Here is a 21,806-nt window from a genome sequence, read left to right on the forward strand (position 1 = left end):
CCCGGCTTGACCGTTGAAAACGGTCATGCCCCCCGCGGGGCATGCCCGTCACGATCTCGCCGACGGTCGAGATCGTGAAGTGGACGCTCGAACGTGGTGCTCCACACGGATGGCGCAGGCGGGTGGCAAGAACATCGACAGGGGCGCCGCGTTGGGCGGCTACGCGAGGTCCGGGCGGGAAGGGCGCGGGCGAAGCAATCAAACAGGATTTGGCCTCAATGCGCGAGTGGCAGGAGGACCTCGGCGCGGAGGCCCCCCTCGGGGCGGTTCGAGATCCGAAGCTCGCCGCCATGGGCGCCAACGATACCGCGCGCGATCGAGAGGCCGAGACCGGCGCCGCCGGTGTCGGCGTTGCGCGATGCCTCGCCGCGCACGAAGGGCTCGAACATCGCCTCGATCCGGCCAGCGGGGATGCCGGGGCCGTCATCCTCGATGGTCGCCACCGCCTCGGCGCCGCGCCGCTCCAGCCGCGCGCGCGCCGCCCCGCCATAGCGCAGCGCGTTGTCGATCAGGTTGCCGAAGGCGCGCGACAGGGCCACCGGGCGGCCGCGCACCATCAATGGCGGCGTCGGGGTCATCGCGGCGCCGCGCTCTTCGCAGAGCCGGGCGAGCAGGGCGGCGAGGTCGAGGTCGCTGCTCGCCTCGACGTCGGCCTGACCGCGGGCGTAGGCGACGAGGCTGTCGGCCATCACCGTCATTTCGTCGAGCGTGCGGACGATTGGCTCGCGGTCGGCCTCGTCCAGCATCTCGGCGCGAATGCGCAGGCTGGTGATCGGGGTGCGAAGGTCATGGCCGACCGCCGCCAGCGTCCGCGTCCGCTCGGCGTCGAAGCGGGCGATGCGGGCCTGCATCTCGTTGAAGGCATGGGCGCTCTCGCGAAGCTCGCGCGCCCCGACCTCCGGCACCCGGGCCAGACGATCGCCGCGCCCCGCCGCGCGGGCGGCGGCGGCGAGCGCGGCGAGGGGTCGCGTCAGGTGGCGGATGAAGAGGACCGCGACCGCCAGCACCGCCGCCAGCGACAGGAGCAGCACGCGCAGGAACGGCACGGGGTCGGACGGCGGCGCCGGCCCGAGGGGACGCGCGCGCACATTAAGCCATGTCTGGCCCGGCCCGTCGAGCCGGACCGACAGGAGCACGCGGTCCCCACGCTCGCCGTCGCCGGTTCGGGCCCGCAACTCGGGCGGCTCCGATCCCAGCGCGCTCAGCGCCGCGCGCAGCTGCGTGGTGGCGAGCATCTCGGTTTCGCCGGGGCCGACGATCGGCTCCGGCCCGATCTCGACGCGGGCGAAGCGATCCTGGGCGAGATCAGCGACTCGGCCGCGGTCGGCCGGCGACGCGGCGTCGATCAAGGGCACGATCAGCGCCAGCCGCTCTATCGCCCGGGCCTCGCCGATCTCGTGGCCAAACCGCCGCCGCTCGGAGGAGAGCAGCGTCGCCGCGACGAGATTGACGACGATCAGCGCGGCGGTGAGCAGCAGGGCGAACCGCCCGGCGAGCCCGTCCGGCACCAGGCGCCGTAGCAGGTTCAAGACGCGTCCTCGACATCGGCGGCGAGCGCGTAGCCGCCGCCCCATTCGGTGACGATCAGCGTCGGGCGCGCCGGGTCGGTCTCGAGCTTGCGGCGCAGGCGGCTCACCTGGTTGTCGATGGCGCGGTCATAGGCCTTTGCCTCGCGCCCCGCGGTGAGGTCGAGCAGCTGATCGCGCGACAATACCGCCCGCGGTCGGTCGAGCAGCGCGCCGAGCAAACGCGCCTCGCCCGAAGTGAGCTCGGCGCCGCGCCCGTCGTCATGCGTCACCCGGCGCGCGGCGGGATCGAAGGTCCAGCCGGAGAAACGGCGCAGGGCGGAGGGCACGGCCGGCGGCGACGGCGGAGCGCGACGCAGCACGGCGCGGACACGGGCCAGCAGTTCACGCGGGTTGAAGGGCTTCACCACATAGTCGTCGGCGCCGAGCTCCAGCCCGACGATCCGGTCGGTGTCGTCGCTCATCGCGGTCAGGAGGATCACCGGCGGCCCACCGCGGCCGACGAGCCAGCGGCAGACGGAGAGCCCGTCCTCGCCCGGCATCATCACGTCGAGGATCACGAGGTCGATCGCCCCGGTCTCGACCGTCGCCCGGGCCTCGCCGGCATTGGCGGCGAGCGTGGTACGGAAGGCATGGCGGCGCAGGTACTGGCCCAGCGGTTCGCGGATGTCGCGGGCATCGTCGACGATCAGGACATGCGGCTCGGTCGTCATCGGCGCTCCTCTCCGACCCATCACTAAGCCGGCGCCGGGTCGGCTGGCGAGTCCGACGGCGCGCGACTTTGTCGCGAAGCGCGTCAGCGGCCGAGGCTTGCGACGGATTGCGACAAATCGGCCAGGCCGCTGACAAACCTTTTCGCCTTCGGTCCGCTATCTCGATCCCCGAGGCGGCCGAAATGGTTGCCCCGATCAAAGCAAGGAGACACGGACATGACGTTCCGGACAAGACGCATAGCCCTTCTGGCGACCCTTTCGCTCGCGCTGGCCGGTGGCCTCGCGCTGGCCCAGACGACCCAGACGGGCACCAACGAAACCGCGCGGAGCGCACCGCCGCCGATCCAGGCGTTTCACGGCGACGGCGGGTGGGGGCCGGGTGGCAAGCATGGTCCCGACGGGCGCGGGCACGGTCCGCGTGGCCCGGAATTCCTGCGCGCGATCTTCACCGAGGCCGACGCCGACGGCGACGGCACGCTGACCGCCGTCGAGATCGAGACCTATCGCGGCGCGCAGTTCGGCGCGGCCGATGCGAACGGCGATGGCAAGGTTTCGCTCGACGAATTCGCCACGGTCTATTTCGCGCGCATCCGTCCCCAGATGGTCGATGCCTTCCAGTCGTTCGACGACGACGGCGACGGTGCCATCACCAGCGCCGAACTCGAGGCGCGGGTCGCCGATGTCATCGATCGCCTCGACCGCGACGGCGACGGCGCGCTCAGCCCGACCGACCGGCCGCGCGGCCGTCCGTGACTCTAAGAAAAGGGGCGGTCCCAGGGCCGCCCCGGCGCTTCCGGACAAGAGCGAAGTCCGATCCGGCAGCGCAGGCTCGGCCGCTCTGGAATCTTAATTTAACGCAATATCTCAACCGCCAGACGATCCCGTCTGGTTGGATATTTCTCAAGGAGCGGCGGGATGGGCACTCCACCAAACCACGCGGCGGACGGCACCGGTTACGGGACGGTCGCGCGGGTCAATCACTGGGTCGTGGCGCTCGCCATGATGGCGGCGCTCGGCGCCGGCCTCGGCCTTGAATATCTGCCGCTGGAGCCGGCGACGCGGGGCTGGCTGATGGGCTGGCACAAGACGATCGGCGTCGTCGTGCTGGTCGCCGGCCTCTGGCGGCTGGGGTGGCGGCTACGGACGGGCGTTCCGGCGGCGGTCGCGGAGACACCGAGCTGGCAGGTGCGCATGGCGTCCGCGTCGCATCGGGCGCTGCTCGCGGCGAGCATCCTGATGCCGCTCTCGGGCATCGTGATGACGGTGTTCCGCGGTCGATCGGTCGATCTCGCCGGGCCGTTCTCGATCCCGGCGATGGGAAACATCGGCTGGCTCGCCGGCGGCGCGAACACCGTGCACGCGCTGGTCGGCACGCTGCTCGTCGCGCTGATCGGCCTGCATGTCGCCGCCGCGCTCAAGCATCATTTCATCGACCGCGACCAGACGCTTCGGCGGATGGTCCGGGGCTGACGGCGCTCCGGCGCGGGCGCCCGCGCTGTGACAGGCAACCCGCCGGTCAGTGACGCAGCCGTCACGCGCGGGTCACGTGGGGCCGGGCATAACCTCCTCAGCGCCCAAGCGGGGCCGGATCAAGGCCGAGGGCGAGGCTCCGGGCTCCGGAACCCGCGACCGCGCGACCGTCCGGCCCGACGCGGCCGGCCGGCGACATTGAAACCGCATATCTTGCAACCAGAAGGTTCATTGAAATGAAAAGCATCGTTTCCACCGCCGCTGTCGTGATCGGGCTCGCACTGCCCGCCACCGCCGGCGACTATTCCCAGCTCGCGGCCTCGGCCGGGATCGACGCCTCCACGGCCAGCACTCTGTCGCTGACCGAGATCGCGGCGGCGAAGTTCAGCGCCGACGGCGGCCAGGACGCGGACCAGATCGTGTCCAAGCCCGGCGTCGTGATGGTCGATCCGGTCCGCCACGCGCAGTTGATCGCCGCCGCCGACCTGACGCCGGCCGAGGCGCGCGGCCTCACCCTGACCGAGCTCGCCGCGGGCAAGTTCAACGCCGATGCGAGCGCCGACGAAGCGCAGACCGCGCGGGCCGTCACCATGTCGACCCGCGGGCCCGTCGCGATCGTTCCGGCGCAGCTGGCCGCCGCCGCCGACCTCACACCGGCGGAGGCGCGCGGCATGAGTCTCAACGAGATTTATGTCGCGAAGATCAACGCCGAAGCTCGCGGCGATGATCGCCAGGGCCGCTACTGACGCCGTCGCCGAACCGCCGAATCGGCGGCGGGCGCGCGCGGCTTGACCGTCGCGTCACGATCTCGCCGATAGTCGGGATCGTGACGCGCGGGAAAAGCGCACCGCGCGCCGGCCGGATCGGTGATCCGACCGGCGCGGCGGGCGAACCTCAGCCGGCGGCCGGGTGGTCGGGGGTGTCCGGCGCGTCGAATCGCGCCCGGACATAGGAGCCCGGCGCCGGCTCGATCACGCCGAGCACCGCCCCCGGCTCCCGCGCGGCGACATCTGGTCCGGAACGCTTGGCGAGCCATGCGTCCCAGTCGATCCACCAGCTACCCGGCGTCTCCTCCGCGCCCTCGAGCCAGTTGTCGAGCTCGGCGCCGGTCATGTCGGGATTGGTCCAGAACTGGTACTTGCCGAGCGCCGGCGGATTGACCACGCCTGCGATATGACCCGATCCCGACAATATGAACCGCAGGTCAGCCTTCGTCATTTCCTTCGCCCCGCGATAGACCGAGGCCGCGGGCGCGATGTGATCCTCCCGCGTCGCGACGTGATAGACCGGCACCTTGATGTCCGACAGCGTCACCGGCACGCCCCGCAGCGAGAATTCGCCCTTGGCGAAGGCGTTCCGGATATAGAACTGCTCGAGATAGTAACAGTGCACCTTGGCCGGCATCGCCGTCGAATCGGCGTTCCAGTACAGCAGGTCGAAGGGGAAGGGGTCCTTGCCCAGCATGTAGTTGCTGACGATATAGCCCCAGATCAGATCGTTGGCCCGCAGCATATTGAAGGCCGAGGCCATCCGGTTGGCGGGCATGAAGCCCTTCTCCATCTCCTCGCCGATCACCCCGATCGTCTGTTCGTCGACGAGGATCTGCAGCTCGCCCGCGTCCTCGAAATCGAGCTGGGCGGTGAAGAAGGTGGCGCTCGAGACCCGCTTGTCGCCGGTCTTGCCCATATGGGCGAGCATGGTCCCGGTCAGAGTGCCACCGATGCAGTAGGAGGCGACATTGAGGCTTTTCTGCCCGGTTTCTTCCAGTACCTTGTCGATCGCGGCGCTGACGCCGTCGAACATGTAGCTCTCCCAGGTCTCGCCCGCCTGGCGCTCGTCCGGATTGATCCAGGACACCATGAAGACCGTGTAGCCCTGGTCCACCAGCCACTTCACCATGCTCTTCTTCGGATTGAGGTCGAGCACGTAGTATTTGTTGATCCAGGGCGGGATGAACAGCACCGGCTTGGCATGCACCTTCTCGGTCACGGGCGCATACTGGATGAGCTGCAGGAGGCTGTTCTGCCAGACCACCGTGCCGGGGCTGACGGCGATGTTGCGGCCGACCTCGAAGGCGTCCATGTCGGTCTGGCGGATGATGAGCTTGCCCTTGCCGCGCTCGAGATCCTCCAGCATCATCTTGAGACCCCGCACCAGATTGCCGCCCTTCTGGTCGATGGTCGCTTCCAGCACCTCGGGGTTCAGCGCGAAGAAATTCGCGGGATTCAGCGCCTCGACGAACTGCCGTGTGTAGAAGGCCGCCTTCTTGCGCTCCTTCGGATCCATCTCGCCGACGGAATTCACGCTGTCCTGGATCCAGCCCGAGGTCAGCAGGTAGGACTGCTTCATATATTCGAACAATGCGTTTTCCGACCATTCCTTGTGGGCGAAACGCTTGTCGGCCTTCTGCATGTGCGGCAGCTTCAGGTCGTCGATCGCCTCCTTGGCACCGAGCCATTTCAGCACCGAATTCTGCCAGAGCGCGTTCTGCGACGACCAGTAGTCGATGGTCATGTCCGCGACCTGCTTGGGATTGTCGAGCACGGTGCGGAAAAGTTCGGCGAAGACCGGCCAGGTGTTCAGGGGGTCGGCGCTCTGCCTCTTTCCGCCCTCGCTCATCTGGGCCTGCATGAACTTCTGCCAGATCTGGCCCGAGATGTCGAAGACCTCGGCCATGTTCTGGGCGACATGTTGCCCCTGCTCGGCGAGCGACTGTCCGTCGGTGGTTTCGGTGGTCATCGGCGCGTTCCCCCATGCTTTGCGTCGAGTGTACAAAACCCCGCCCGGCTTGCCCATCCCCGTGCTTCGAATAGTACCCTTGATCGAACGCGGCGACAGCTCGCTCTTGACAAGCGCCGGCCGCGGGGGCGTCTGTTCCTCCGCGAAGCGAAACGGGGGCCGGGAAGTGAGCACGCACACGACCGTCAGGGCCTTGACCCCGCCGGCTATCCGCGCCCGCAAGGGTGGCGCGCCGCTCGTCTGTCTTACGGCCTACACGACGCCGATGGCGCGGCTGGTCGACAGGGAGGCCGACGTGATCCTGGTCGGCGACAGCCTTGGCATGGTGGTGCATGGCCTGCCCTCGACCCTCGGCGTCACGCTCGAAATGATGATTCTGCACGGCCTCGCCGCGCGGCGCGGCACGACGCGCGCCTGCCTCGTGGTCGATCTGCCGTTCGGCAGCTACGAGGCGGGACCGGACCAGGCGTTCCGTTCGGCGGCGCGGGTCATGGCCGAGACCGGCTGCGCCGCCGTCAAGCTCGAAGGCGGCGAGAGCATGGCGCCCACCATCGACTTCCTGACCCGGCGCGGCGTGCCGGTGATGGCCCATGTCGGGCTGATGCCGCAGTCGGTCAATGTGACCGGCGGCTATCGCACCCAGGGCAGGGGCTCCGTCGCCGCCGCGCGGGTCGAGGCGGACGCTCGCGCGGTGTCCGACGCCGGGGCCTTCTCGGTGGTGCTGGAGAAGATCACCGAGCCGCTCGCCCGCCGGATCACCGAGGCGCTGCCGATCCCGACCATTGGCATCGGTGCCTCCGCCGCCTGCGACGGACAGATCCTCGTGATCGACGACATGCTCGGCCTCTTCACGGATTTCCAGCCAAGCTTCGTGCGCCGCTACGCCGAGCTTGGCCGGGCGGTCGAGGCGGCGGTGGCCGCCTACGCCGCGGATGTGCGGGCGCGGAGCTTTCCCGGCCGCGAGCATGTCTTCAACGATGACTGAGACGACGGTTCCGATCACCCGGCTGCGCTTCGAGCTGCGCGCCGCCGTCGCGGCCTGGAAGGCGGCGGGCGCGCGGGTCGCCGTGGTGCCGACCATGGGCGCGCTGCATGCCGGCCATCTGGCACTGGTCGAGGCGGCGAAGGCGGACGCCGACCGGGTGATCGTCACGCTCTTCGTCAATCCCCGACAGTTCAACAACGCCGCTGATCTGGCCGCCTATCCGCGCACCGAGGCGGAGGACGCGGAGAAGCTCGCCCCGCTCGCCGTCGACATGCTTTACGTCCCGGACGCGGAGCAGATCTATCCGCCGGGCTTTGCGACCACGGTCTCGGTCGCCGGTGTGTCGGACGGGCTCTGCGGCGCCTTCCGGCCCGGCCATTTCGATGGCGTGGCGACGGTAGTGACCAAGCTGCTGACCCAGACGGCGGCGGATCGCGCCTATTTCGGCGAGAAGGACTACCAGCAGCTGATGGTGGTCAATCGCCTTGTCCGCGACCTCGACCTGCCGGTCGAGATCGTCGGCGTGCCGACGGTGCGCGAGTCGGACGGGTTGGCGCTGTCCTCGCGCAACGCCCGCCTCGCCCCGCGCGAGCGCGCCGCCGCGCCCGCGCTCGCCGCCGCGCTCGACGCGGCCGTGGCCGCGCTCCGCGCCGGCGCGCCGCTCGCCCCGACGCTCGACGCCGCCCGCGCGACCATCCTCGCGGGGGGCTTCGCCGAGGTGGAATATCTCGAATTGCGCCGGGCCGAGGATCTCGCGCCGCTGGAGGCGCTCACCGCGCCCGCGCGCCTGCTCGCCGCCGCCTGGATCGGCGGCGTCCGGCTCATCGACAATTTCGCGGCGCCGCTTTGAGCGGGGAGCGGCCGCGGCGGATCCGATTCACCACCGATGGCCCCGAATTCTCGGCCATGGCCTATGGCACCTGGCGGATGCTCGACGAGAAGGTCACGGCCCAGGAGATCAACCGACGGCTGAATCTCTGCGCCGACCTCGGCATGACCACCATCGACACGGCCGAGATCTATGGCGGCTACGGTGTCGAGGCGGCGCTGGGCGAGGCGATGGCGCTGTCGCCGGGCCTGCGCGACCGGCTGGAGATCGTGACCAAGGCCGGCATCTATCTGCCCTCGCCGGAGCATCCCGGGCGGAGCGTCGCTTTCTACGACGCCACCGCCGCGCGGCTGGTGGCCAGCGTCGACCGGGCGCTTGGCAAGCTGCGCACCGACCGGATCGAGCTTTTCCTGATCCATCGACCGGACTGGCTGACCTCGGTCGATGACAGCGCCGAGGGTCTAAATCGACTGGTCCGGGACGGCAAGATCGCCTGCGCCGGTGTTTCGAACTTCTCGCCGTCGCAGATCGAGGCGCTGAACAGCCGCCTCGACCGGCCAGCGGCGACCAATCAGCTCGAATTCAGCCTGTTGCACAGGGATCCGATCGAGGACGGAAGCTTCGATCTCTGCCAGCGGGCGCGGTTCCGCCCGATGGTCTGGAGCCCGCTGGCCGGTGGGCGGATCTTCGACCTGTCGAGCCCGGCCGGCCAGCGCCTCGCCGCCGCGGCGGCGGAGCTCGCGGAGAGCCATGGCGGCGCCAGCCTGGAGCAGCTGGCCTATGCCTGGATCATGGCGCATCCGAGCGGGCCGGTTCCGGTGGTCGGCACCAATCGCGTGGAGCGCATCGAGCGCGCGGCGCGCGCGGCCGAGCTCAGCCTCTCGCGCCACGACTGGTACCGCCTCTGGGTCGCGGCGACCGGCCACGGCGTTCCCTGATCGCGCTCAGAACAGGGCCGCGCGCAGGACCATGGCGCCGATGATCAGGACATAGAGGCCGCCGACCCCGATGAGCATCGGCCAATCCGGGTGGCGCACCGGCAGGTCGCGTTCCGCCCGCCGCCGGTCGCGCAGGGCGACCGATGCCAGGACGACGATCAGGGCGAGAGTGACAAGGTGGATATTGGTGACGAGCGTGAGCTGCCCGGCGTCGCCGATGGTCGCGTCGCTGGCCCGCAGATTGAGGAGCACGGCGAAGAGCACGGCCACCAGCAGGCCGAGCTTTCCGCCGAAGCCCGATCGGTCGGTCGGATCGTAGAAAAACGACAGGAAGGCGATGAAGACGCCGGCGAACACACCGGAAGTGAGCTTCAGGAATGTTGCGAGATGGGCCCGCCGCAGCGTGATCTCCGCTTCCAGCCGGGCATATCGCGCGCCATCGACGCCCGGCAGCCCGTAGGTCGAGCGCTCGTCGCTGATCGACGCGTCCAGCGTCAGATCGGACGTCTTGAACTCGCGGAGCCGCTCGCGAACGTCCGGGGTCACGAACGATTGGCTCCGGTCCGGCTCGAACAGGAGCCGCGCGGCGCTGTATTGCGTCTCGTCCATCGGGATCACCACGCGCTGCTCGTCAAACGGATAGCGCCGCATGTCCCAGTTGTAACGAAAGACACCCTGCGCGCGGCGTGAGGCATATTGGCCGCCGCCGGCGATATCGACGGTCTCGATCGGGCTGAGGGACAGCCCGGTCGAGGCGGTCGGAAAGGCGATCGTCGCGAGCGGTGCGAGATCGGCGGTGGGGCAAAGGCTCCAAATCCACAGGACGGCGCCGAATGTGTCGCGCGCCGGATCGAGATCGTAGAGATCCTCGATATTGACGCCGATCCGGCAGACGGCGGGCGCTTCGGCGGGCATCTCCTGGGCCCGCGGCGGCGACGGGTTCAGGACGAGCAGGAGGAGCGCCAGCAGCGCGCGCACGGGGAGGGGCATCGGGCGGGGTGCGGACATCTCGCGCTCCTTGTTCGTCGGGTGCGGCACTCTGCCAGAAAAGCGAGCGGGCCGGTACAGGATCGCAGGGCAACCGCGGTTTCCGCGCCCTCATGTCACGAAATCCGAATCTCTCGCGCCCGCCGCGAGCCTGCTTCGGGCGCGCGATTGGCCGACGGCCGGGTCGGCAAGACGTGGCCGCGGGCGGGATATCCGGCGGATCGGAGGGAATGGGTCGGTCAGGCCGCCGGTCTCCGCCCGCGGATCAGCAGGATGCGGCCATAGCCGTGCCGCGCCTGCGTCGGCGGGCGCCGCGTTTCGATCTGGAGATCGGGGACGAAGGGCGTCAGCGTGCGCCGCGGATCGGTCGCGTCGAGATTGGCACTTGGAAAGGTCCGGCCGCCGACGTGATCGCCGCGATCTCGGCGCAGCGCCGGGACGAGGATCCGGCCGCCCGACGACGCCAGCGTCGAGCTGCGTCACGAGCGGGGACCCGACAAAAAAAAACCATTTTGGGCCTTCGCACGACCCCTGCCGGTTCGATCCTGACGCGATTTCGCGCCAAAACCGGAGAGTGCTCCAAACCTGCGCGAATTTGGGTTCCGAAGCCCCTGACGGGCGGCAAAAAATGCTCGGAGAAGCAAGGCACAACGCGGATCCCCTCACCCGCTCCGGCTTCTCCGCGGGCCCGGCCGAGGTCAGGCGACCGTGACCTCGGCCATCAGCGCATCGACAAGGCGGGTAGCCTCGGTGGCGCAGGGGGTCAGGGCGCGGGCGTTTTCGCCGGGGTAGAAGCGGGCGCGGAGCGCGGTGGGCATTGGACGGGGGTGGAAGATCTCGACCATCGGGCCGATGCGCGCGGTCTCGGCGGCCCAGGCGCGGACAAGCGCCTCGGCTCCGGCCTTGGCGGCGGCGTAGGCGCCGAAGAAGGCCTGGCCGGTCCGGTCGTCCCCGACATAGACGAAGCGCCCCGATGGCGCGGCGAGCAGGAGCGGCGCGAGCATCGGGATCAGCCGCTGCGTCGCGCGGAGATTGGTTTCCAGCGCCTGATCGAAATCCTTCTCCGCCGTATTGGCCGCCGGCGACAACGGCGGCGCGATGGCGGCGGCGTGGATCGCGAGATCGAGCCGGCCCCAGCGCTCATGCACCGCGAGACAGAGCCGCCGAAGCCCGCCCTCGTCGGTGATCGACAACGGCACCAGGGTCGGTGAGGGGCCGCCGTCGGCTTCGATCGCGTCGGCGAGGTCTTCGAGCCCGCCGACGGTTCGGGCGAGCGCGACCACATGGACGCCCCGCGCACCGAGGGCGCGGGCGGTGGCGAAGCCGAAGCCGCGGCTGGCGCCGGTGACGAGCGCGATCAGCGGCGCCGGCGCCGTCATGCCACGACCTTCAGTTTGAAGCCGTGTTCGATCATGTCGGACGGACGCACCGGATAGTCGCCGGAGAAACAGGCGTCGCAGAACTGCGGCTGGCGCGCGTCGCGGCCGCCCTCCTCGCCACAGGCGCGATAGAGGCCGTCGAGCGACACGAAGCTGAGGCTGGCGACGCCGAGATAGGCTCGGATCTCCTCCTCGCTCATGCGCGCGGCGATCAGCTTGTCACGCTCCGGCGTGTCGACGCCGTAGAAGCAGGGCCACATGGTCGGTGGCGAGGCGATGCGGAAATGGACCTCGGCGGCGCCGGCGTCCATGATCATCTCGCGGATCTTGAGACTGGTGGTGCCGCGCACCACGCTGTCATCGACCAGCACGACGCGTTTGTCCTTGATGATCGCGCGATTGACGTTGAGCTTCAGTCGCACGCCCATGTTGCGGATCTGCTCGGTCGGCTCGATGAAGGTGCGGCCCATGTACTGGTTGCGGATGATCCCCATGGCATAGGGGATGCCGCTCTCCTGGCTGTAGCCGATGGCGGCCGGGGTGCCGCTGTCGGGAACCGGGCAGACGAGGTCGGCTTCGACCGGCGCCTCGCGGGCCAACTCGACGCCGATCCGCCGGCGGGTCTCATAGACCGAGTGGCCGCCGATCACGCTGTCGGGGCGCGAAAAATAGACATATTCGAAGATGCAGAACCGCGGCTTCACGCGATGGAACGGGAAGAAGCTCTCGACGCCGTCCTCGGTGCAGATCACCATCTCGCCCGGTTGAATCTCGCGCTCGAACGAGGCGCCGATGATGTCGAGCGCGCAGGTCTCGGAGGCGAGTACCCAGCCGGTTTCGCCGACGCGGCCGAGCATGAGCGGCCGGACCCCGAGCGCGTCGCGCACGCCGATCAGTTTGGAGCGCGTCATGGCGACGATCGAGAACGCGCCTTCGACCCGGCGCAGCGCGTCCTTGATCCGCTCGGGGATGGTCTTCTGGATCGAGCGCGCCATCAGATGGATGATGCATTCGGTGTCCGAGCCGGACTGGAAGATCGAGCCGTGGGCGATCAGTTCCTCGCGCAGGGCGACGGCGTTGGTCAGATTGCCGTTGTGGGCGATCGCGCAGCCACCCATGGCGAATTCGGCGAACAGCGGCTGCACGTCGCGAATCGCCGTCGTGCCCTTCGACCCGGCGGTCGAATAGCGCACATGGCCGATGGCGAGGCTGCCCGGCAGCGTCTCCATCAGCGAAGCCTTGGTGAAATTGTCGCGCACATAACCGAAACGGCGGGCCTCCGAGAAGCCCGCCGCCGCGTCGTGGGAGATGATTCCCCCGGCCTCCTGGCCGCGATGTTGCAGCGCATGAAGCCCGAGGGCGACGAAATTGGCAGCATCCTGGGCGCCGATCACGCCGAAAATGCCACATTCCTCATGCAGTTCGTCGTCGTCGAAAGGATGGGACAGCACTCTGGTACCGGCTCCGGTAGGGGTTTGCCCGGCTATATAGGCCGCTGCCGCGGGATTGTCACGGCAGGGTTGGCCGTGCGCAATGCGCGGTGAGCCGTTCGTACTGGCCGACCGTCCATCGCAGCGCGGCGGGCGCGTCCTCGGTCATCTGCCTCTCGACACCGGTCAGCACGGCGCGGCTGCGGCTGTTGTCGATCTGGGAGACGCCGCCGGCGCCGCCGAGTACCTGATTGTAGACCACGAGCGCGATGATCACGAGGAGGACGCCGCGTGCGACCCCGAAAAGCAGGCCGAAGCCCTGGTCGATCGGACCGAGCGCCGATTCCTGCACAGCGCCGGAGAGCAGCGGCGTGAAGATCGAGACGATGATCAGCGCGACGGCGAAGACGGCGGCGAAGCCCGCCAGCACCGCGAGCTCGCAATTGCCGCCGAGGATGTCGCGCAGCACCGGGATCTCGGTCATCAGCGGCGCGGCGGCGGAGGCGAAAGCGAAGCCGGCGACGGCGGCGATGATCCAGCCGGCGATCGACAAAAGCTCGCGCACCAGTCCGCGGGCATAGGCGAGCACAGCGGAGATCACCACCACCGCGAGCACAACGCCATCGACTAGTGTGAATCCGTCCATCATTCGTCCCGCTGGTCGATGCCGCCGAAGCATTTCTCTATGAATGCGCTCAAGTCCGCAACCATGTGGATTTCAAGGCCGGTGTCGGCCGAGGTCTTCAGCCCGGCCGGCGCGAAGGCCGAGGCGAAGCCGAGCTTCGCCGCCTCGCGCAGGCGCGCCTCGCCCTGGGCGATCGGGCGCAGGGCTCCGGAGAGGCTGATCTCGCCGAAGACGACCGCGTCCATCGGCAGGGGAATGTCCTCGCGCGCCGAGACGAGGGCGGCGGCGACGGCGAGGTCGGCGGCTGGCTCGGAGATGCGCAGCCCGCCCGCGACGTTGAGATAGACGTCAAGCCCGGCGAAGCCGATGCCGCAGCGCGCCTCCAGCACCGCGAGCACGGTGGCGAGGCGCCCGCCGTCCCAGCCGACCACGGTCCGGCGCGGCGTGCCGAGCGCCGAGGGGGCGACGAGGGCCTGGACCTCGACGAGCACGGGACGGGTGCCCTCAATGCCCGCGAAGACGACCGAGCCGGACGTGTGCTGGCCACGTTCGGACAGAAAGAGCGCCGAGGGATTCGCCACCTCGGCGAGGCCGGCGCCGGTCATCTCGAAGACGCCGATCTCGTCCGACGGGCCGAAGCGGTTCTTCACGGCGCGGAGAATGCGGAACTGGTGGCCGCGCTCGCCCTCGAAATAGAGCACGGTATCGACCATGTGCTCGACGACGCGCGGGCCCGCGATCTGGCCGTCCTTGGTGACATGGCCGACGAGGATCACGGCGACACCCCGGCGTTTGGCGAAGGCGGTGAGTTCGTGGGCGGCGGCGCGGACCTGGGCGACGGAGCCGGGCGCGCTGTCCACGTGGTCGGCCCACATGGTCTGGATCGAGTCGATCACCGCGAGCGCCGGTCGCTCGGCTTCGAGCGTGGTCAGGATGTCGCGGAGGTTGGTTTCGGCCGCGAGCTTCAGCGGCGCGTCCGTCAGGCCGAGGCGGGTGGCGCGCATGCGGACCTGGGCGGACGCTTCCTCGCCCGAGACATAGATCGGCCGCGCGCCCCTTCGGGCATAGGCGGCGGCGGCCTGCAGGAGCAGGGTGGACTTGCCGATGCCGGGGTCGCCGCCGACGAGGATGGCCGATCCCGGAACGAGGCCGCCCCCCAGCACGCGGTCAAGCTCGGCGATGCCGCTGAGCGCGCGCGGCGGTTCGGGCTCGGACGTGGTCAGATCGCCGAGCGGGACGCGCCGGCCGCGGGCGCCGCCGAGCGACTTCGCCGGGCCGTCGGCCAGGCCTGCGTCCTCGGTGATGCTGTTCCAGGCGCCGCAGGCCTCGCAACGGCCGGACCATTTCGTCGCCGACGCGCCGCATTCGGCGCAGACGAAGCGCGCGGGGCGGGCCACTAGCGGACCGCCGAGATCGGGCCGTGGGCGCGACCATGGATGAACTGATCGAGATAGGGGTCGGACGCCGCGTCCATCTCCGATACCGGCCCGTGCCAGCGCACCAGTCCGTCATGGAGCATTGCGACATTGTCGGCGACGGTGCGAACGGTGGTCATGTCATGGGTGATGGTGACGGCGGTCGCCCCCATCTCGGTGACGAGCTCGCGGATCAGCTCGTTGATGACGCCGGCCATGATCGGATCGAGACCGGCGGTTGGTTCGTCGAAGAAGATGACACGCGGATCGGCCGCGATGGCACGGGCAAGGCCGACGCGCTTCTGCATGCCGCCGGAGATCTCGGCCGGATAGAGGTCAGCGGTTTCGGGACCGAGGCCCACGCGCGCGAGCTTGTCGATCGCGCGGGTGCGTGCCGCGGCGCGGGACAGCCGGGTCGGACCCTGGCGCAGGCGGAAGGCGACGTTCTGCCACACGGTCAGGCTGTCGAAGAGCGCGCCGCCCTGGAACAGCATGCCGAAGTCGCTGAGGAAGGCGGCCCGGTCGGCGCGGTCGTCCGGTACCCCGTCGATCAGCACCTGGCCGCCGTCGGGTTTGAGGATGCCGAGCATGCATTTCAGCGTAACCGATTTGCCGGTGCCGGAGCCGCCGATGATGACGAGGCTTTCACCCGGCAGGACGCGGAGCGAGACGCCCCCGAGCACGTGGTTGTCGCCGAAGGACTTGCGCAGATCGACGAGCTCGATCCGGGGCGTTGCCATCAGAAGAACGCCTGGGTGAGCGCGTAGTTCGCGGCGAGGATCAGGATCGAGGCGGAGACCACGGCATTGGTGGTGGCCCGGCCGACGCCGAGCGCGCCCCGGCCGGAATTATAGCCATGATAGCAGCCCATGAGGCCGAGCAGGAAGCCGAAGGCGGCGGCTTTGACCATGCTGGAGGTGAAATCCGAGGGCTCGAGATAGTCGAGCGTGTTGCGGATATAGTTCGCCGGATTGAAGCCGAGCGTACCGACGCCGATCAGATAGCCGCCCATCACGCCGATGATGTTCGCGATCCCGACGAGGAGCGGCAGCGCGATAAACGCGGCGAGCACCCGGGGCAGGACGAGGTATTTCATCGGGTCGGTCGAAAGCGTGGTCAGGGCGTCGATCTGTTCCGTGACGCGCATGGTGCCGAGTTCGGCGGCGATCGACGAGGCGACGCGGCCGGCGACCATGAGGCCGGCGAGCACCGGTCCGAGCTCGCGCACCATGCCGATGGCGACGATCGAGGGCACCACGGTCTCGGCGCTGAAGCGCGCGCCGCCGGCGTAGATCTGCAGCGCCAGCGCCGCGCCGGTGAAGAGCGCGGTCAGGCCGACGACGGGCAGCGAAAAATAGCCGATGGAAAGCAGCTGGCGTCCGAATTCGGCCGGATACCAGGGCGGCCGGAAGAGTTGCGACAAGGTCGCCAGCGCGAAGAGTGCGATCCGCCCGGCCGCGGACAGGAGCGACAGGGTCGATCGGCCGATCGAGGCCAGGAAGGAGACAACGAGGTCGAGAAGGATCATGCGCGGCCCGAAATGGCGCCCGGATCGGCGGCGGCGCCCTTGTAGACGCGTTCATAGCGGTCGCCAAGGCTCGTCAGGATCTCGTAGCCGATGGTCCCCGCCGCGCGGGCGAGGTCGTCCACGGTCTGGCGGGCGTTGAGGATCTCGAGATGCGACGGGACATCGGCCAAGTCGGTGACGTCGACGGTGACGAGATCCATCGAGACGCGGCCGATGAGCGGACAGGCGCGCTCCCCGGCGAAGAGCTGGACCGCGCCGCCGGCGATGGCGCGGAGCAGGCCATCCGCGTAGCCGGCCGACAGGGTCGCGACGCGCGAGGGTCGGGGCGCCACCCAGGCCGCGCCATAGCCAACGCCGCCGCCGGTCGCGACCTCGCGCACCTGGATCACCGGCAGGGCGAGGGTGACGGCTGGACGCGCCTCGGTGAAGGGTAGGCCGCCAAAGAGGCCAACGCCGGGGCGGGTGAGGTCGAAGTGATAGTCCGGGCCGAGCAGAACGCCGCCGGTCGCCGCGAGGCTGCGCGGCGCGGGGGGCAGGCGGTTCGCGAGGTCGATGAAGGCGCGGCGCTGGTTCGCGTTCTGGGGATGATCAGGCGCGTCGGCGCAGGCGAGGTGGCTGAGCACGAGGCGGGGGCGCAGGCGGGAGAGCGGATCTAGGACGGAGGCGAGCTCGCTCGCGTTCAGACCGAGGCGGTGCATGCCGCTGTCGAGCTGGACGGCGCAAATGTGGTTGGGGAGGGTATTTTCAAAATCAATAACTTGCGCGGCACTGTTGAGGCAGGGAGACAGATCATGGGTCCGAAGGATCTCCGCGTCCCCGGGCAGCAGGCCGGAAAGGACGTGGATCGCGGGGCCGGGGCCGAGCGCGGCGCGCAGGGCGGCGCCCTCCTCGGAGAGGGCGACGAAGAAGACGCGTGCACCGGCGGCGTGCAGCGCCGGGCCGACACGGGCGGCGCCAAGGCCGTAGGCGTCAGCCTTGAGCACGCCGGCGGTCTCGACGTCCCGGCCGCTTCGCGCGTCGAGCGCGCGCCAGTTCGCGGCGATGGCATCGAGGTCGATCGTCAGGGTGGCGCGGGCCAAGGCATACTCCGTGGGACCGCGCCATGGGGCCTGAACCCGCCGCCGGGGTCAAGCCCGGGTCGCGGTCCCGGATCAGGGCCTCCGGCACCTTTCCATCCCGGTTCCTCGGTGTATGGTCACGCGGTTTCCGAGTTGAGCGAGAGGGCTGGCCATGGTCGAGTCGGAAGACGAAGACGAACAGGGCCAGACCGCGGAGACGCCGGACCGCGCGAGCATCGCGGCGGTGCTGGCCGCCGTCGAGGCGGAGGATCAGTCGCGGCTGACCGGGCTGCTCGAGCCGATGCACGCGGCGGACATCGCCGATCTGCTGGAGCAGATCAGCCGGCCGGAGCGCAAGGCGCTGATCGCGCTCTGGGGCGGGGCGCTTGACGGTTCGGTTCTGTCCGAGCTCGAGGAGGGGCTGCGCGACGAGGTGCTGGGCGAACTGCCGGACGAGGTGCTGGCGGCGGTGGTGCACGACCTCGAGACCGACGACGTGGTCTATCTGGCCGAGGATCTCGACGAGCCGCAGCAGGAGCGGCTGCTTGGCGCGCTGGACGAGGCGGATCGGGTCGCGGTCGAACGCTCGCTACTCTACGACGACTATTCCGCCGGCCGCCTCATGCAACGCGAGGTGGTGCTGGCGCCCGAGCACTGGACGGTCGGGCAGGCGATCGACTTCATGCGCGGCGAGGAATACCTGCCGGACAGCTTCTACGACCTCATTATCGTCGATCCGCAGATGCATCCGATCGGCATGGTCGGGCTCGGCCGGCTGATGGGCGCGGCGCGCAAGACCAGTTTGCGCGACCTGATGAGCGAGGATTTCCGACTGTTCACCGTCGGCCAGCCGCAGGAGGATGTCGCCTATGCCTTCAACAAATATCACCTGATCTCCGCGCCCGTGGTGGATTCGGACGGGCGGCTGGCCGGCGTCATCACCATCGACGATGCGATGAACGTGCTGGAGGACGAGACGGAGGAGGATTTGCGCCTGCTGGCCGGCGTCGGCGACGAGACACTGACCGATGGCGTGATCGAGATCGCGCGGGGGCGTTTCGTCTGGCTGACGGTCAATCTCGGGACCGCGATCCTCGCCTCGGCGGTCATCTCGATGTTTACCGGTGTGATCGAGGCGGTGGTTGCGCTGGCCGTGCTGATGCCGATCGTCGCCTCGATGGGCGGTAACGCCGGGACCCAGACGCTGACCGTCGCGGTGCGCGCGCTCGCCACCCACAAGCTCACCGCGTCCAACACGCGACGGATCATCCTGCGCGAGGGGCTGGTCGGGGCGATGAACGGCCTTGGCTTCGCGCTGATGATCGGGTTGCTGAGCGGGACCTATTTCGCCGACGCGCGACTCGGCCTGGTGATCGGCGTGGCGATGATCGGCAATATGATCGTCGCGGCCTTTGCCGGGGTGCTGATACCGATCGGGCTGGAGAAGGCGGGAGCGGATCCCGCGCTCGCCTCGGGAACGTTCGTGACCACCATCACCGACGTGTTCGGCTTCTTCGCCTTCCTGGGGCTCGCCGCGCTGCTGCTGGCGTAGATGACGGCGGCGAGCCGGAGCGTTTCACTCCTACATTGTGCTCTTTGTCTCCTGCGCCTGATCGGTGATGACTTCGCCGCCGGTCTTCACATCCTTTCCCAGGCCTTCGACCGCGTTGCAGGCGGCGAGCGCGAGGAGGAGAGCGACGGCGGTCAGTCGGGCGATGCGGGGCATGGTGGTCTTGTCCTTGTGCTGGGGCGCAAGTGAAACGCGCAAGGCGGTGCAAGGTTGCATAGGCTTTTCAGCCGAAATCGACGGCGATGCCTTCCTGGTAGGATTTGGCCAGATTCGAGAAGCGCGTGAACTGGCCTTCGAAGGCGACGCGGACGGTGCCGACCGGGCCGTGCCGCTGCTTGCCGATGATGACCTCGGCCTTGCCGTGCAACTCGCCCATCTTGGTCTGCCATTCGACGTATTTCGGGTCGTTCTGTGGCGGCTCCAGCCGCTCGTGGTAGTATTCCTCGCGGAAGACGAACATCACCACGTCGGCGTCCTGTTCGATCGAGCCGGATTCGCGCAGATCGCTGAGCTGCGGGCGCTTGTCCTCGCGCGATTCAACCTGCCGCGACAGCTGGGAGAGGGCGATGACCGGGACCGCCAGCTCCTTGGCGATCGCCTTCAGACCCTGGGTGATCTCGGACACTTCCTGTACGCGGCCTTCGGAGCGGGACGAGGCGGGGCGCGCGAGCTGAAGGTAGTCGATGAACAGCACGTCGAGCCCGTGCTGGCGCTTCAGCCGCCGCGCGCGGGCGGCGATGGTCGAGATCGGCAGCGCCGGGGTGTCGTCGATGAAGAGCGGGCAGTTCTCAAGATCCTTCGCCGCCTGGATGAAGCGGCGCATCTCGTCCTCGGTCATGTCGCCCCGGCGGATCTGGTCGGAGGGTACCCGGCTCGCCTCGGAGAGGATGCGGGCCGCGAGCTGCTCGGCCGACATTTCGAGCGAATAGAAGCCGACCACGCCGCCCTCGACCGCGCCCTCGGTGCCGTCGGGGCGGGTGCCGCGGCGATAGGCCTTGGCGATGTTGAAGGCGAGGTTGGTGGCGAGCGCGGTCTTGCCCATCGAGGGTCGGCCGGCGAGGATCAGGAGATCAGAATTATGCAGTCCTCCAAGCCACTTGTCGAGATCTGCTAACCCAGTTGGAATGCCGGCGAGGCCGCCGTCGCGCAGATAGGCGGCGTTCGCGACATTGACCGCCTCGGTGATGGCGCGGCGGAAGCTCTGGAAGCCCTTGTCCACCTTGCCCTGTTCACCAAGCTGGTACAGCACCTGCTCGGCTTCGACGATCTGGTCCTTGGGCTCGCTGTCGATCTCGACCCGCGCGGCCTTGTCGGCGATGGCATGGCCGATCAGGATGAGCTCGCGCCGGATGGCGAGATCATAGATGAGCTGCGCATAGTCCCGCGCCGCGAAGAGCGAGATCGCGGCGCCGGCGAGGCGAGCGAGATAGGCCGGACCGCCGAGTTCGGCGAGGCCCGCGTCGTCCCCGAAGAAGGCCTTCAGGGTGACCGGGGTCGCGAGCATGTTCTTCTTGATTCGCTCCGCGGCGATCTCGAAGATGCGGGCATGGACGGGGTCGAAGAAATGGTCCGCCTTCACGACGGCGGCGACCCGGTCATAGACGTCGTTGTTTACGAGCAGCGCGCCGAGCAGCGCCTGCTCCGCCTCGATATTGTGGGGAAGGGAATGCGCGTCGGCGTCGTCGCTGGGCCCGGTCGATCCGTCTGCCATGGGAATCTCCTTGAAGCTGCCTTATAGCGCGACGCCCCGCGCGCGTCCGGTGTGAAAGCCGAGGATAACGGGGATTGCTTCCGCTCGCCTCGATGCGCGCGGAGGAGTAGGTTCAGGAAAAAACGGGAGGGAAGCCATGGACGCTGGACCGGAGATTGTCGCGGTCGATGCCCCGCGCACGCAGTTCGATCCGGCCGAGATGGGCCTGCTCGCGCATATTTATCGCGGGGAGGTCTATCGCAGCACGATCTGGCGGACGCGGCTCGACCAGACCACGAACTGGGCGGTGGTGACGACCGGGCTCGCCCTGTCGCTGACCTTCGCCGGGCCATCCGCCTCGGCGCTGCCGCTGATCCTCGTCGGGCTTCTGGTGGTGGTGTTCCTGCTGTTCGAGGCGCGGCGCTATCGATATTTCAACGTGTGGCGGGCGCGCTGCCGACTGCTCGAAACCGATGTCTGTGGCCCGCTGCTGCGCGGGGAGGGCGTGCGGATGGACGGCGAATGGAACACGCTGCTGGCGAGCGACTATATGCGGCCCGGGTTCCACATCAGCTATTTCCGGGCGATCGGGCGTCGGTTGCGCAAGAATTACGCCTATATCCTGCTGGTGCAGGCCGTGGCCTATTACGGCAAGCTCGCGATCCATCCGGTGTCGGCGCACAGCTGGCAGGCGTTTCTCGATCGGGCGGCGATCGGGCCGATCCCCGGCCTCACGGTCGTGCTGGCCGGGTTGGTGTTCCACGGCGGCTGGATCGTCGTCGCGGTGGTCACCTTTGGTATCGAGCGGCGGGCCCGGACGCGGAGTTCGCTGATCGCGATCGCCTGAAACGACCGCGGGCCCGCCTCCGGTTGGGGGCGGGCCCGCGCATTCGGATCGGAGCGTCGGTCAGGCGTTCTCGTCGG

21 protein-coding genes are annotated in these 21,806 nt (G+C 68.9%); 8 read left to right on the plus strand and 13 right to left on the minus strand.

Features of this window, described 5'->3' with window-relative positions; genetic code table 11:
- Positions 1–215: 215 nt before the first annotated feature.
- The gene (locus Q0480_RS00820) at positions 216–1,529 is read right to left on the minus strand and encodes an ATP-binding protein (protein ID WP_299129726.1); all 1,314 of its coding nucleotides are present in this window, start codon (positions 1,527–1,529) and stop codon (positions 216–218) included.
- Positions 1,526–2,239: a response regulator transcription factor gene (locus Q0480_RS00825; RefSeq protein ID WP_299129728.1), complete on the minus strand. Its 714-nt coding sequence runs from the start codon at positions 2,237–2,239 to the stop codon at positions 1,526–1,528. The genes Q0480_RS00820 and Q0480_RS00825 overlap by 4 nt, the downstream gene beginning before the upstream one ends.
- 216 nt (positions 2,240–2,455) lie before the next feature.
- Here Q0480_RS00825 and Q0480_RS00830 point away from each other — a divergent pair, with 216 nt between their 5' ends.
- The 3 genes from Q0480_RS00830 (at position 2,456) to Q0480_RS00840 (ending at position 4,455) form a co-directional block, all read left to right on the plus strand.
- On the plus strand, positions 2,456–2,992 hold the full coding sequence (locus tag Q0480_RS00830) for an EF-hand domain-containing protein (protein ID WP_299129730.1): 537 nt from the start codon (positions 2,456–2,458) through the stop codon (positions 2,990–2,992).
- A gap of 162 nt (positions 2,993–3,154) precedes the next feature.
- Positions 3,155–3,709, plus strand: coding sequence for a cytochrome b (locus Q0480_RS00835; RefSeq protein ID WP_299129732.1), 555 nt, complete (start codon positions 3,155–3,157; stop codon positions 3,707–3,709).
- A gap of 236 nt (positions 3,710–3,945) precedes the next feature.
- Positions 3,946–4,455 (plus strand): hypothetical protein, encoded by a 510-nt coding sequence (locus tag Q0480_RS00840; protein WP_299129733.1) that lies wholly within the window; start codon positions 3,946–3,948, stop codon positions 4,453–4,455.
- A gap of 148 nt (positions 4,456–4,603) precedes the next feature.
- Here Q0480_RS00840 and phaC read toward each other — a convergent pair whose 3' ends face one another.
- Positions 4,604–6,448, minus strand: coding sequence for a class I poly(R)-hydroxyalkanoic acid synthase (phaC, locus tag Q0480_RS00845; protein WP_299129735.1), 1,845 nt, complete (start codon positions 6,446–6,448; stop codon positions 4,604–4,606).
- A gap of 166 nt (positions 6,449–6,614) precedes the next feature.
- Here phaC and panB point away from each other — a divergent pair, with 166 nt between their 5' ends.
- The 3 genes from panB to Q0480_RS00860 are packed head-to-tail and all read left to right on the plus strand — an operon-like array spanning position 6,615 to position 9,200.
- Positions 6,615–7,433 (plus strand): 3-methyl-2-oxobutanoate hydroxymethyltransferase, encoded by an 819-nt coding sequence (gene panB, locus Q0480_RS00850; protein ID WP_299129737.1) that lies wholly within the window; start codon positions 6,615–6,617, stop codon positions 7,431–7,433.
- Entirely contained in the window at positions 7,426–8,283 is an 858-nt protein-coding gene (gene panC / locus Q0480_RS00855) for a pantoate--beta-alanine ligase (RefSeq protein ID WP_299129739.1), read from the plus strand. Before panB ends, panC begins: the two co-directional genes overlap by 8 nt.
- A gap of 56 nt (positions 8,284–8,339) precedes the next feature.
- Positions 8,340–9,200: an aldo/keto reductase gene (locus tag Q0480_RS00860; protein WP_299129741.1), complete on the plus strand. Its 861-nt coding sequence runs from the start codon at positions 8,340–8,342 to the stop codon at positions 9,198–9,200.
- Between the two features lie 6 nt (positions 9,201–9,206).
- On the opposite strand, the gene Q0480_RS00865 is transcribed toward Q0480_RS00860, so the two are convergent.
- The 8 genes from Q0480_RS00865 to alr form a co-directional block, all read right to left on the minus strand.
- Positions 9,207–10,208, minus strand: a complete 1,002-nt coding sequence (locus Q0480_RS00865; RefSeq protein ID WP_299129743.1) for a hypothetical protein — start codon at positions 10,206–10,208, stop codon at positions 9,207–9,209.
- Between the two features lie 677 nt (positions 10,209–10,885).
- The gene (locus Q0480_RS00870) at positions 10,886–11,566 is read right to left on the minus strand and encodes an SDR family NAD(P)-dependent oxidoreductase (protein WP_299129744.1); all 681 of its coding nucleotides are present in this window, start codon (positions 11,564–11,566) and stop codon (positions 10,886–10,888) included.
- Positions 11,563–13,017, minus strand: a complete 1,455-nt coding sequence (gene purF / locus Q0480_RS00875; protein WP_299129746.1) for an amidophosphoribosyltransferase — start codon at positions 13,015–13,017, stop codon at positions 11,563–11,565. Before purF ends, Q0480_RS00870 begins: the two co-directional genes overlap by 4 nt.
- A 58-nt stretch (positions 13,018–13,075) precedes the next feature.
- The gene (locus tag Q0480_RS00880; protein WP_299129747.1) at positions 13,076–13,642 is read right to left on the minus strand and encodes a CvpA family protein; all 567 of its coding nucleotides are present in this window, start codon (positions 13,640–13,642) and stop codon (positions 13,076–13,078) included.
- Complete coding sequence (radA, locus tag Q0480_RS00885) at positions 13,642–15,018, minus strand: DNA repair protein RadA (RefSeq protein ID WP_299129749.1); 1,377 nt, start codon at positions 15,016–15,018, stop codon at positions 13,642–13,644. The genes Q0480_RS00880 and radA overlap by 1 nt, the downstream gene beginning before the upstream one ends.
- Positions 15,018–15,776: an ATP-binding cassette domain-containing protein gene (locus Q0480_RS00890; RefSeq protein ID WP_299129750.1), complete on the minus strand. Its 759-nt coding sequence runs from the start codon at positions 15,774–15,776 to the stop codon at positions 15,018–15,020. Before Q0480_RS00890 ends, radA begins: the two co-directional genes overlap by 1 nt.
- A complete protein-coding gene (locus Q0480_RS00895; RefSeq protein ID WP_299129751.1) occupies positions 15,776–16,564 on the minus strand; it encodes an ABC transporter permease in 789 nt (262 codons plus the stop codon). Before Q0480_RS00895 ends, Q0480_RS00890 begins: the two co-directional genes overlap by 1 nt.
- Entirely contained in the window at positions 16,561–17,643 is a 1,083-nt protein-coding gene (gene alr, locus Q0480_RS00900) for an alanine racemase (protein ID WP_299129753.1), read from the minus strand. The genes Q0480_RS00895 and alr overlap by 4 nt, the downstream gene beginning before the upstream one ends.
- A gap of 151 nt (positions 17,644–17,794) precedes the next feature.
- Here alr and mgtE point away from each other — a divergent pair, with 151 nt between their 5' ends.
- Positions 17,795–19,174, plus strand: coding sequence for a magnesium transporter (gene mgtE, locus Q0480_RS00905; RefSeq protein WP_299129754.1), 1,380 nt, complete (start codon positions 17,795–17,797; stop codon positions 19,172–19,174).
- A gap of 30 nt (positions 19,175–19,204) precedes the next feature.
- On the opposite strand, the gene Q0480_RS00910 is transcribed toward mgtE, so the two are convergent.
- Positions 19,205–19,348, minus strand: coding sequence for an entericidin EcnAB (locus Q0480_RS00910; protein WP_299129755.1), 144 nt, complete (start codon positions 19,346–19,348; stop codon positions 19,205–19,207).
- A 67-nt stretch (positions 19,349–19,415) separates the two neighbouring features.
- Positions 19,416–20,903 (minus strand): replicative DNA helicase, encoded by a 1,488-nt coding sequence (locus Q0480_RS00915; RefSeq protein WP_299129757.1) that lies wholly within the window; start codon positions 20,901–20,903, stop codon positions 19,416–19,418.
- Between the two features lie 136 nt (positions 20,904–21,039).
- Between Q0480_RS00915 and Q0480_RS00920 the strand changes: the two genes are divergently transcribed.
- Positions 21,040–21,729: a DUF2270 domain-containing protein gene (locus Q0480_RS00920; RefSeq protein WP_299129758.1), complete on the plus strand. Its 690-nt coding sequence runs from the start codon at positions 21,040–21,042 to the stop codon at positions 21,727–21,729.
- Positions 21,730–21,806: the final 77 nt, after the last annotated feature.

Origin of the sequence: uncultured Amaricoccus sp., from assembly GCF_937891315.1 — a bacterium.
Classification (GTDB): Bacteria; Pseudomonadota; Alphaproteobacteria; order Rhodobacterales; family Rhodobacteraceae; genus Amaricoccus.